At 40.9% G+C, this 12,867-nt stretch carries 6 protein-coding genes; 4 read left to right on the top strand and 2 right to left on the bottom strand.

The window, feature by feature from the left end:
• Positions 1-125: 125 nt before the first annotated feature.
• Positions 126-1,955, top strand: a complete 1,830-nt coding sequence (locus tag Q1A86_RS07575) for an AAA family ATPase (protein WP_299804948.1) — start codon at positions 126-128, stop codon at positions 1,953-1,955.
• A 247-nt stretch (positions 1,956-2,202) separates the two neighbouring features.
• Here the strand turns inward: Q1A86_RS07575 and Q1A86_RS07570 are convergent, their stop codons facing one another.
• Positions 2,203-2,955, bottom strand: coding sequence for an endonuclease (locus tag Q1A86_RS07570; protein ID WP_299804945.1), 753 nt, complete (start codon positions 2,953-2,955; stop codon positions 2,203-2,205).
• 118 nt (positions 2,956-3,073) lie between these two features.
• Positions 3,074-3,187 carry a DUF4113 domain-containing protein gene (locus Q1A86_RS07565; RefSeq protein ID WP_299805324.1) on the bottom strand — a complete coding sequence of 38 codons (114 nt, stop codon included), beginning with the start codon at positions 3,185-3,187 and terminating at the stop codon, positions 3,074-3,076.
• A 223-nt stretch (positions 3,188-3,410) separates the two neighbouring features.
• Between Q1A86_RS07565 and Q1A86_RS07560 the strand changes: the two genes are divergently transcribed.
• The 3 genes from Q1A86_RS07560 to Q1A86_RS07550 all read left to right on the top strand — a co-directional run bounded on the left by Q1A86_RS07560 (position 3,411) and on the right by Q1A86_RS07550 (position 11,944).
• Positions 3,411-8,372 carry an AAA domain-containing protein gene (locus Q1A86_RS07560; RefSeq protein ID WP_299804942.1) on the top strand — a complete coding sequence of 1,654 codons (4,962 nt, stop codon included), beginning with the start codon at positions 3,411-3,413 and terminating at the stop codon, positions 8,370-8,372.
• On the top strand, positions 8,372-9,922 hold the full coding sequence (locus tag Q1A86_RS07555) for a hypothetical protein (protein WP_299804939.1): 1,551 nt from the start codon (positions 8,372-8,374) through the stop codon (positions 9,920-9,922). Before Q1A86_RS07560 ends, Q1A86_RS07555 begins: the two co-directional genes overlap by 1 nt.
• 1,179 nt (positions 9,923-11,101) lie before the next feature.
• Entirely contained in the window at positions 11,102-11,944 is an 843-nt protein-coding gene (locus Q1A86_RS07550; protein ID WP_299804936.1) for a hypothetical protein, read from the top strand.
• Positions 11,945-12,867 lie beyond the last annotated feature (923 nt).

The following is a 12,867-nucleotide window of genomic DNA, read 5'->3' as shown; positions in this document are numbered from 1 at the left end:
TAGATTTGCTTATAAATCAATAGCTTTAATTTAGCAAAGAGTAAATAATAATATTTATTATGTACGCACTATACAAATGTGATGAGACTTCAACTCTATACAACGAAAATAAATTAGGTGATTAGATGAGATTACATGAAATAACGATAGACAACTTTCGCAAACTTAAAGGTTGTACTATTGGCTTTAGGGATTCTACGTTTCTTATTGGTGCAAATAATGCCGGAAAATCCAGCGTATTTTCTGCGATTGAACTTTTGCACAGTGCAAAAAATGCGAATAGGGAAGATTACTCAAAGACATATAATGAGGTAGATGATCTTTATGAATATTCTAATGAAATAGAAATTGTTGCCAAGTATCACAATTTACCCGATGAAGCTAAAGAATGGCTAGGTTTTAAAGGACGTATAATCAAGGTTGATGAACCATTACCTGGAGAAACTGAAAATAGTATTATTTATAAAAAAGTTTGGTCTATAAAACTGTCGAAGCCTAAAGTTTATATGCTAGAGCACCCCAAAGTCCCTAAAGAACAGTTTGTCGGGGCAACTCAAGTTTCAGAATTGGTTGGTGACATTTACACGGAAGAAGTTCTTAGAAAGTTTTTTGGCGATGATAACTTTACAAAAAAATTAACTATAAAAGGAATAAAAGATAAACTTGAGGAGCTAACTGGATATTGGGAAGTACAAGAAGATCAAGAACCGCAATGGGTTGAAAATCCTGGCGGAATTCCTGGAAATGTTTTGTCTAAATTACCTCGTATTGTCATAATCCCTGCGGAATCATGCGTATCTGAACTTACTTCAAGCAATGGTGCGTTACATTTACTTTTAGGTGATTTATTTGAACAAGTTCGTTCTGGTTCAGATAATTATCAGCAAGCGCAGCGCTTTCTTAATGAATTAGCGGCAGAGTTAAATCCAAATGATACGGAAACTGACTTTGGTAAACTAATACAAGAATTAAACGGAATGGTACATAACTTGTTTCCAGACTCCTCTGTCCATGTATCTGCGGCATTAGATAAACCTGAGAAAACGATTAAACCTCAATTTACTGTTGAACTAGAAAGTAATGTTAAAACTGAAGTGTCATATCAAGGACATGGTATGATTCGCGCTACGGCCTTTCAGTTGTTGCGGTTTGTGCAGGAATTCGTTAACAAAAATGCAGAGAACCCAAGAAGTACAATTTTTTGTTTTGAAGAGCCTGAAATATATTTACATCCCGCGGCTGCAAATCAACTACGAGATTCCTTATATGAATTAGCAGGACCAAACTGTCAAATTGTAGCTACTACACATTCACCTTATATGGTTAACCTTGGTACAGATAAAAGTATTAGCTTAACTAAATTCTCTTATAGTGACGGCGGCTTTACTGGAACGACTTCCTTTAATCTTGAAAGTGCATTTTCAGATCTTCAACAGAACGAAAAACAAAATCTTAAAATGCTTCTCAAGGTAGATGACTATATTTCTAGAATGTTCTTTACCAATAAGTGTGTTTTTGTCGAAGGGGATACTGAAGAGGTTGTTGTACGAGAAACGATTAAGCGTTTAAGCGCTGATGATAAGGCTCGTATAATTGGTAACTGTGAGTTTCTTAGGGCTCGTGGAAAAGCTGTATTGATCTCAATTGCAAAGTACTTAAATACACTAGATGTAAACTATATTTTTATGCATGACCGCGATGCAGGTACACCTAAGGCCGCCGCAATGAATGATCCTATACTTGCACAAACCGGTGCCGGGCGCAGAATCATGATTGAGGAGTGTATTGAAGATCTTTTAGGCTACCAAGCGCCCTCAAGTGAAAAGCCATATAAAGCATATAAGCATATTGCTGAAAATTGGGGAGAGGAGTTTAATGAGTTGCCAGAACGTTGGAAATCAATATTTTTAGAACTTTGTTCTCCATATTTAGATCATTTGAAACCAGCCGTATAATAAATTCATCCACACGATTTATTACACTCGGCACAGTAGGCTTGTCGAGTGTTTATTATTTTAAAGCGTCAATTTAAAGTATGATTCAAAAGTGGTAAACGTGTGTGAGCAATCGTTTGAAGTAGTATGGGCGAATACCATACATTTACTAATTCCACTATCTACCTTTAGAAGCTTTGCACTAAATGGTCTCTGTCCAAAAGCAATTTAAGGCATGCCCATTTCGTATAAGGAAACGCCTTATAAACTAGTTGTAACCTTGTGCTTCACATCGAGTGAACACGACATTGTTTCTGTTCTTTTGAATGTTCTCAATGCGCTTAGCTCGTTTGCACTCCCATTTGCTTACTGGGAATTGTTTGTCCCAGGCAGTCATTAGCTGCTTTTGCTGTTTACTCATTTTGTATCGTGGATATGCTTGTTCCATATACAAATAGGTTCGCGCAATTCTGCCTCTTGAGCCACTAGTCGGTTCTACTTTCCTATCATGAACCTTAACTTCGCAACTACCAAAGCTCGAGCGTGAAGAGGGCAGCATAGCAAAGTTATAATTAGACCTCGTTGCGTTCACAGCGCCTACTGCAGGATATAAGTTATACAAATCGGACTGCATCAATCGGTAATCATGATTTACTTTCTCGGCGCACTTACGACCTTTGAAATTCTTACCCTTGTTATTTACGCAGCTAGGGTGACCATCACGCCATTCTGAAAAAGTTCGGCCGAAGTTCTCAGCAGGAACAACATGCTCCCATTCGACTCTTTTAGCACGTTTAATATGCTTTTCAGTTGTAAACCCGTTAGGAAGTTTAATATTTTTTTTGCTATCAAACTCTGCATTACAATAAAGCGTTACTCGATGGTCGCGATAAACCTTTCGTTCGAGAGTTTTTTTCGCCTTATTAAACGACTTTATGGTTGTATTACCTTCACCTGATTGGGCAAATGTAGATAAGGGCAGCGTTGCTGCAATGACTAAAGAAAGTACGCGGATATTCATAAGGTTCTGACTAAAATAGTTTGGTTGATTTTGCCTTAACTACCAGAAGCTTTATAGTAGGAATAAGCATGATTTAATTAAACTTGCTTAATATGCCTGTACCTTGATTAGCATTTAATCAAAGGGATGTCTTTCCAGTGTATTGTGGTGTAAGCATTTCTCTGCGCATTCCCCATTCAAGAAACAACGTGTCAGTACCGTACTTGGCGTTGATTTTATCCAAGACCAGCATCATGCTTGGATTCCTGCCGCCTTCAAATAAATCACCTTGCAGATTCGCTTCATTGCACAAGTTAATAAGTCCAACTCCGATTTATAACCTTGAATTTTGAGCTTGTTTTTATTATTGATCTATTAACGAAACTTATGCTTGACTGGTACGCCTATCCAATTGAATATGTGCAATATTTTGTGTCATTTTAATGTTAGTGTCTGTTGACACTGCAGGAGCTAAATTGAAGTATCAGATAGTTGGTGGTGCAGGTCTGCATCGCAGTGAACTCAAAACGGTTGATATGATGGTCAAACAGCTTCCAGATAGCTGGTTCTGCTATGCTGGTTTGGTGGTTACTGACAGCCAAGGTTCTATGGAAATAGATACACTGATTATTACTGCTGATCGGCTTTTATTGGTGGAGTTGAAAGAATGGAATGGTAGCATAACCTATGAAGGTGGAAAGTGGTTCCAAAATGGTAAACCTCGCGGTAAAAGTCCCTATCAGATCAAACGTGATCATGCACTGAGACTTATTAAACTACTGCAAGTAGAACTATCTCGTAAACTAGGTTATTTCCTTCATGTTGAGGCACATGTAGTACTTTGTGGCAGCGCAGGTCCAGAAAATTTGCCATCGAATGAGCGTCGCTATGTTCATACCCGCGAAGAGTTTCTCACTATCGGTAAACCGAAGCATTACGATCAATTGGTACAGGCTACCAACTTTGCCCATTTGTTTGAAGGAAGTAACCCGCGACCTAACTCGACTAAGATATTACCTATCATCCAGTCCTTTTTCGAGGGGCCAAAGGTTAAGGCGCTGCAGCTGAAAGAAAATGGCTATATCGCCAATAATAAGCCTTTTTTTAGCCATCCGAATAATATCTACAACGAATTTAGTGCTGTTCATAAAGATAACAACCAGCACAAATGTTTACTTCGTCAATGGAACTTTGACGCACTAGGCGTCGCAAATGCCGATCAATCGCTATGGGCAGAGGTCGCTTTACGTGAGACCCGAGTCGGACGCCAGGTGCGTAATGGCAGCGCTACGATGCAAGATTATATGTTACGGGCTGTCAATGAGCTTTCAGAGGAAGATATAACTGATGATGCCCGGGAGCTATACGAACTGCGTCGAAGCTTTAAACGTTTAGATGAGGTCCTTGATAGTGAATCAGAAGGTTGGAGTAGCCCTCAGCGTATTGATCGTGTACGAGCATTATTAGCCCCATTTTCGGAATTACACAGCTTAGGGGTCGGCCATCGTGATATTGACCCACATAACCTATGGTATGCCGAAGAACAGAGCAGTATTGTTGTTACTGGTTTTGGTGCGGCTTCTCTCGAGGAGCGAGATAATCTTGAAGCACTACGTTCAACGCTACAAAGCGCTCCCTATACAATTCCTGAGGATGCCTTCGAAGAGGCCGCTGAACCCTATCGTCAGGATGTCTTTATGCTTGCGGTCGTGGCTTATCGTATCTGTTTTAATGGTGAATCATTACTAACTGATGAGTCTGTGCCTGAATGGCGAGAGCCACAACAAGATATATTTGGTGGAGCACTTAACAGTTGGTTTGAACAAGCACTAAATCTCGATCCCAGTAAGCGTTTTCCACGTGCTGATATAATGCTAAATGAGTTTAATGCTGTTACTAAAGAACAGATCCAAGGCCACGATGAAGCTAATCAAATTTATCAAGACCTACAACAATCTGAATTCTTTCGTGAGGGAATGAACAGCGTTGGTGTAGTTATGGAGTTCCAGCCTCTTCCCGAACTGCTGGCAGAAGTCTATCCGGCATTGGCAGCTATTGCCTCTACGGGGAGTATAAGTTATTGCAGTAGGCAAGGTGAGCAGTCATTACAGGTTAAGCTTTGGGATGGAGTAATACTCAACCCTCTTCAACCGGGAGTGAACCGACGTATCTACGCTTTTAAGCAACGTATCGATAAACTCAAGAATATGACACTTCCTACCCCGAGGGTGCACGCGAGTGGACTGCTAGGCCAAGGGGGATTATACGTGGTAAGTGAGCATATTAACGGAAAGCTCTGGCCGCAGTTTATTGCAGAGGCAGAACTTGACCAACAACAGCGTTTAGCTATTGCCGAGCAACTTATCAATACAGTGCAACGTTTCCATGAGAAGCAGCTGCCGCATGGCGATTTGTGTCCGCATAACCTATTAGTGCAACCCACAGAGAAGCCGACACTTATTCTGATGGGCTTATTAGAGTATAGTGATAAACTAACCGCTGGTTCTAGTTACCAGCCCTCTAACCCAGATGCGACCGACGCCTTTGGACGAGATTGCTATGCCATATATCGTATGGTGGAAGAGCTATTTGGTGATCAGATGCCTGCATTATTGGAAGCTGAACTCGAACGAGCTAGGCAATCCGTTGATGGGGTACCAATAGCACTTGACCCATTGCTGCAATCGCTTAAGGCACCAATGCTTCAAGGCGCAGAAGAAATTATTGAGCCACAACAAAAATTGGAACTGGCCATTCCTGTATGTTGGAAATCTGAAACTTGGCCACAAGAACTTAGATTACTAGAGCAGAATGACGGTGGATATCACTTTAATTGTAACTGGTCGATTAATCCACGTTTTCCTAATGAGTTACGTTGTTACATAACAGGTCTTGGTGAACAATTATTGATTGATCTCGATCCAGAAAGTAGAACTATATCGAGGATTAATTACCACACAGATTTGTCGATTGAACAAACTATTAAGGCAGGAAAACATTCTCAAGCCAAGATTAACACCCCATTATCCGTTCAACGCGGCTCACTAGCTGAACGTAACGGGTTTATTGAATTGCTTATGAACCTAGAGCCTGTAATCGACGCTATCATCGAACGCACTAGCGCAAACCAAGAGATGGATGAGGACGACTTTGATAGTAGTGAGTCAAGCCCTATAGAATTATGGCAAGCCTTAGCTGATACAGAGGGTGAATTGCGTGATCAGGTAACCATAGATTCCGCCAATTATCAGGAGTCACCAACAGGTTGCTTGTTGTATCTCTATACAACGGAGTCAGGCGCAGACCTAAACTTTGAACTTGATGATAAGATTATCGTCTACCTCAAAGAAAAGCGCGAATCAACTCAATTAGGAGAGCTACGTCTTGCAGAAACTACACCAAACTTGCTTGCTATTCGTTTTGATTTTGACGCTGCTCGAAAACGCATCAGTAACGGTAGTCAGTTACAACTAGAATCTATTCGTAATAGATCATCCCGTGAATTACGCCAACGTGCGCTACAACGGGTAATTGAAGATAAAGCGGAGATTCCACAATTAACACAATACTTTGATTATCATCAAAAGCCTAATTTGAAGCTGATGCAACCCAAGCCTTCTGTCGAGACATTACGTAAACTTTATGACTTGCCAGCACAAGGCTTTAACGAACAGCAGTTAATGGCATTCCAGCAACTAGTCGTTCAGGGGCCTGTAGGAGTATTGCAGGGACCTCCGGGAACTGGCAAGACAACCTTCGTATCAAAGTTTATTCATTATCTGTACCAGTATTGCGGTGTTAATAACGTCCTGCTGGTAGGGCAGTCGCATACTGCAGTCGATAATGTTGCAATCAAGGCTAAACAACTCAGCCGTCAGCAAGGTTTGGAGTTAGATACAGTACGTATTGGCCATGAACAGATGATTGACGAGGGTATGCTTTGTTTCGAAACTAAAGCGTTACAGCGACAGATCCAACATAAGTTCCACCGTGAATATGATCTACGTGTCGGCACCCTTGGTAAGAGACTAGGAATGGCACCATCACTAACCGCTCAATTGTGTCAATTGCACCGCACCCTTAACCCACTGATGGTATCATTTGCTCAATGTAAACGTGAATTGACCAAGCTGGAACAAACAAAGAGCAGCGGGTTCTCTTACCAAGATCAAATGGATCAACTGAGCAAACATCTTGCTCAGCTTCAACAGCGCACACTAGCAGTGATCCATTCTATGTTTGCTAGTGAGTTGTCAGAGCAATTGGTGTATGACGAGTCCCTTATGACTCAGTTAGCCGAATTGATCGCAGCACAGCATTGCTACAATAACCCAGAAAACCTAGAACGCTTCCTACAGTTACTAGAGATGAGTCAAGAGTGGATGGATGTACTGCGAGGGGGAGAGTCAGGTTTTGATCGCTTTATGCTGAAGAGTAAGCAGCTGGTTTGTGGCACTCTTGTTGGCGTTGGTCGTCGTAACTTAGAGTTAAATGATACGAGCTTCGATTGGGTCATTGTTGATGAGGCCGGACGTGCTCAGGCTGCAGAATTAATGGTTGCATTGCAATCAGGTAAGAGAGTCTTGCTAGTAGGTGATCATAAGCAGCTACCGCCGTTCTATCACCAACAACACCTCAAATTAGCTGCGAAGAAGCTAGAGCTTGGTCGTGGGATCTTCTACGAGTCTGATTTCGAACGTGCCTTTAAAACTACAGAAGGTGTGACACTCGATACCCAATACCGGATGGTTGAACCGATTGGGGATCTTGTATCAGAGTGTTTCTATGCGAAGGATATAGGCAAGTTACATACAGGCCGCGGTTACTCGCCTGACTGGTATGCACGGTTACCAAGTCCTTGGAATAAAACTGTGAGCTGGATTGATAGCTCAAGCCCAGATCCTCAAGGTGGTGAAGAAGTTAGGGGAAGTGGTCGTTACTACAATCCGCGTGAGGTACGTTTACTATTGGATGCGCTACAAGTGCTATCTAGCGATGATTGTATTTCTCACTTAGAAGGGACTATTACCACAGAGCAGCCATACCCAATTGGTATCATCACAATGTATCGCCAGCAGAAAGAAGAGATCGAAAATGCTATCAGTCGAGCTGAATGGGCAGGGGCACTGCGTAGCTTAATTAAAATCGACACTGTGGACTCTTACCAAGGCCAAGAGAACAAAATCATCATCCTCAGTTTAGTACGGGATAACTCGAAAAAATTACAAGGCTTTTTAAGAGATGCACCGCGGATCAACGTAGCTATCTCACGTGCACAGGAGCGCCTTTTAGTTCTAGGTGCAGGTAGAATGTGGTCGAAAGACAATAATGATTCGGCACTGGGAAGCGTACATGAATTTATCTACAAACAGGTGGATGCTGATGAGCCAAATTATCAAGTACTGTGTGGCCAAAATTTATTAGGAGATAACGACTAATGTCAGAACCACGCTTAGGTAATCTAATTACCTTGCTACTACCTGCGCGTAGCTACAAGATCAACTGTGCATGGACAACTGAAAAACTGATGCCCGGAATCGAACAGTTTGCTTGTCGTCTTCTACTGATTTTTGATCAACTTTACCCGAGTGAATTACAGAATTATTTCGGACTAAATGATCGTGAGCGCGAGGTACTTCTTGATAGCTTACTAGCAAACCGCCTAATAACCATTAATCCAGACGGACATATAGAAACAAGTTCTTTTCTCCGTAAACATGCAGCTAGTAACGATGGGAAACCGAGCTTAGTGAAGTACGAAGAACGTACAGAAGATGTTGCGTTTGATTTACTTACTTTGTCGGTTTGTAAGCCCCAGTCACATCGTCGCGTTACTTCTGGTTTACCTGAGTTGTTACCTAGAGATAAAATTGGTACTGACAACGCATCGGTTATAGAGGCATTTAGTACACAATTTCGCCACCATCTGCTACTGAGTCGTAATAATGAATATGAACGTCAACGGACACAGCTATATAAAGTGATGGGCTGCAACTCCCAAGAGATGTTACAAATTCCTGTCGAAGTAGAGGTTAGCTATAATGCTGTTGCAAATAGTGAGTTGCAGAAGTTTACCCGCTCTTTCGAGCAAACAGGAAATAACCGATTACCACTGGCTAATGAGCTAGAGGCCCATATTGCGGACTTTCTTGGTGAGCTGCAATTAGAAGAGTCGGGCCTTGATTGTGTTGAATATTGTGAAGCTGTTCGAGATCCAGTGTTAAAACAATTTTCCAATGGCTATCAGTTTGATTATTCTAGCTGGATCGATGCCCGAGATAAGCGTCAAACTGGCTATGGCAATCAACAAACCTTTGGCATTTTGGGGCCTGTATATCTGCCGGATAATGCCAAACGTTTCATTAGTGAACTCCGTGATGCTCTTCGCAATATTGAAGGTCCAATGATGCTGAAAGCAATGTGGTACAGTAGTAAAGTACCACTGTGGGGAGCCAATAGTAGTCAACTGGCACGGTTTAATCGAGATTTAGGTAGCATTTTAGATAATCAGGCAGATGAGCAAACAGCTCGTGTCACACTGTTACACTCAAGCAATAACAACGGCGAAAGTCGTCTACAGCGTAAGCACCATCTAGGTCGTTTTGCAAATGGAGTAGGCCTATCATCGAACGCTGAGTTTGACCGTTTAGAATTGCTGTTGATCCCTGGAGTGATTGGTTTAGTTCAGTACCACGGCCAACCTAATGCCGATAGTGCGTTAACCCTTCCGGTGGGTTATATAACCACGGATCCCGAGCGCTTAAAATCGCTTGAAATCTTGTTAGCAAACCGAATAAAGGGCGCAACTGCGACTATCACCTGGAGTGAGTCAAAGTCTGAAACTCTTGCCTCTCTGCTATCTGATGACTTGCTAGCTATACTGGACAAGAAGAGTGGTGTTGACGTAGATCTCGCTATACGTCGCCAACAAAAATCCGCGTGTAGTAACGCAGCTAGAGCCATTCTATCGCTTCGTAATAAATCGTAATTTCACGAATCAGCAAAGGCCTCATCTTATCTAGAGGCTTTTCTATTTTAGGTTCACGCTTAGTTAATTTCCCTTATCGTTATGTGGATAAAGAAATGTTGAGTGTTACCTTTAACTTTTGTTGTCCATCTACGAGTCAGCTGATAATTTCATGAACTCAGGGGGAATACCGACGATTCGGGATGATATACAACTATTCACGAGGCTCTAGAGTGGTAGTGTGAACGAGATCGCACAGTGTAAGCAGTGCGTAAAAAAATCGACCTCAATACAAAACCAGGGCGGGATCATATGTTAATAGTAGCAGGGGACTCAAAACCCTTAATACCAGCACTGGCGGAAATTGGGATGGTATTCATGCAAAAATACTACCAACTGTACATCCATACAGCATAGTGATTTTAGTTAATATTCACAATATAATTGTTCGTTATCAGGCTTAACATAACAAAATAGGAGTTACAGCACGATTTTCCACAAAATCATTCAGCATAAATTTTCGTCCAAGTCTTGTTAATTTGAGCTTCTGTCATGAAAAGTTATTGATGTTGACATCTAGAATTTAAACATTAAATTTCTTAGCTAAGTTATTGTGAGTTGAAAGCTTAAAACTGCCTATGTCAGGTTATGCTTCCAGCTAAAGTCATTGAAAAATAAAGCTTAAACGAAAATACATAAAACATGTATCATAAAATATGTATCTGGAATTATCGAAATATTTAATTTTAAGCCCTCTATATGTATTACATAAACCCACCCTTTTAAATACCCGATTAAGATTATTATAAATCAATGGCTTGGCAGCATAGCCTGACAAATTCATAGAAATTAGAAGCGGTAATGTGACTAATGCTATTCAGCCTTTCATTTCCAAAGTCTCTAACAAAGAAATGCCCCTTTATTAGTTACAGCCCATAAGCAGGAAAGAACTGTGAGGAGCCTGTTGACCTACTTTTACTAATCAATAAATAGCAGCGATTGTTCGCTTTAGATTCAACCCCAATATCAATGCTCACTTTGCAAATTTTTACGAACGTTTATCTAACGCTCTGGTAGAGTGCTTATAAATCAATAGCTTTTCTTCAGTAAAAATTAAATGATAGGTTTATTAAATGTGCATGCGCGTTTTGCCAAATACGTGCATGCGAACTATACAAGTGTTAGCTTAAAAGAGGATATATGGAACTTCGGAATGAGATATTAGATGACTATACTCGTTACTGTGAGCGAAAAATTCTTGAAGAGTTTCGGGCGAAAATTCCAAATAAATATGATCCTATTTATTCATATCAAAGATATAAATGCCGAATTATTGAAAGTATGCCAAGGGAAGTAAAAGAAGTTAAATACTTTTCTGTCCCAAATGAGTTTTGCTCTGCGTACGCACAAATTAAGAAAGATATTGAGTCTGGTGAACCCTTAAGGAAGTATCAAAGTCGAAAATTGAAGCAGCTGGACTATGACGATGACATGCTATCCCACTGGGGAATTCAGCATTTACACTTAAGCGACGAGCTTCAGGGTGATGGTTTTGTACGAAGAACGGGAGATTTGTTGTTTGTACACTTTGACAATTGTTCTGCCCACATAATTGGTATATTCAATCATAGTTCTTGGTGTGATTTAGACTTAATTGAAATCATGCATAGAAATTGGCCAGATCGAATGTCAGCTTTTCGAATGGAATCAGGTATGCAAAAACTGACCGAAGAAGAGCACAAAGTTTTAAGGGGTAAGCATGCAAATGCTAATATAGTCCTTGAAGATGGCACGGAGTATATGAATCCTGGACTTGGAGTTACCGCTAATGGTTCACCGATCAATGCTGTTTTAAATTCAGATAAAGTCATAGCTATGCTTAATCATCAGTTTGAAACTATCAAAGTGAATATGCCCCAAATACTTGAGGCGGCGAAGTGTCGAGAAACTCTAAATAATGTAACAATAGGCTTGGAAGTCGATAATGAAACTAAACAATTAGTATTCAAAATCAAAGAGATTGAGTTCTACTTCACGATTTAAGCTAACAAGCATTTAAGGTTTCAAGATACTTTTTTTTAATATGGCACATGCCATTTAGAGCTATACATCTAACCAATTCCTGTCCACATTCGAGCTAGCTTCCATGGCTAGCTCAAATTTGACCCAAAGTGTGTTTGCTTTCGAATGAAGGTTCATTACATTTTTTGTTTGTATAGTTGCTATGGGGAGCCCGTTTGAGCTTGTAGCTGAGTCGCTATTAATCGCCTCCAGCGGGGTATGTGCAGACACTGCTGCGAGACGCTGTGAATATGTCCCTATACGCTCTGCGGTTTCATCCCTGAAACCGAAGCCCGCAGCCGTATCTACACGAGGTAATTGGTGCCTTCATTTAGGCGGAGTGGTTTCAGCTCTAACTTGGAAATGCCCCAAAGTTGGTTAGCCTTCGAATGAAGGCAGGTTACATTTTTTCTGAGCTGTGGCTACAGGGAAGTGTGTTCTGTGTTGTAGCTTCATTGTTATTAATCGCCTCCAGCGGGGTATGTGCAGATACTTCCGTAACACGCAGCGAGTCCATCCTTGGAGGCTCGGCCATGACGAATAGCATCCCTGCTAAAAAGCCAGTTCGGCATCCTGCCTCTCGTTCGATAGCTTGATAATTTTGTTATTTCACACCAGAATATGGACGGTCACGGCCGTATCTACACTAGGTTAGACAAGCATTATTCTGGCGATTCGGAGTAATAGCTATAAGGCTAGTTAATTATCTGTTTCTAATTCGCTCCTACCTTTTTATGTAAAAATACCTGTAATCCTGTACAGGTATAATGAGCTTGATGAATCAGACAGATTTATCGATGCTAAAAAGTAAAATAATTGCATCGATAAATTTTTAACATCTGAAATAGCACTTGCTTATCATGCAGTTAGATTTCGGCTTTAATCTTACAAGAGACCCGATAAAT

Origin of the sequence: uncultured Shewanella sp. (assembly GCF_947497935.1) — a bacterium.
Classification (GTDB): domain Bacteria; phylum Pseudomonadota; class Gammaproteobacteria; order Enterobacterales; family Shewanellaceae; genus Shewanella.
Note: the sequence above shows the minus strand (reverse complement) of the source record. Positions and strands in the feature narration are given on the sequence as shown.

Bases quoted from the DNA above. Each gene is read 5' to 3' on its own strand.
- Q1A86_RS07555 (WP_299804939.1), top strand. From the start codon at position 8,372: ATGTCAGAACCACGCTTAGGTAATCTAATTACCTTGCTACTACCTGCG.
- Q1A86_RS07575 (WP_299804948.1), top strand. From the start codon at position 126: ATGAGATTACATGAAATAACGATAGACAACTTTCGCAAACTTAAAGGT.
- Q1A86_RS07565 (WP_299805324.1), bottom strand. From the start codon at position 3,187: ATGCTGGTCTTGGATAAAATCAACGCCAAGTACGGTACTGACACGTTG.
- Q1A86_RS07570 (WP_299804945.1), bottom strand. From the start codon at position 2,955: ATGAATATCCGCGTACTTTCTTTAGTCATTGCAGCAACGCTGCCCTTA.
- Q1A86_RS07550 (WP_299804936.1), top strand. From the start codon at position 11,102: ATGGAACTTCGGAATGAGATATTAGATGACTATACTCGTTACTGTGAG.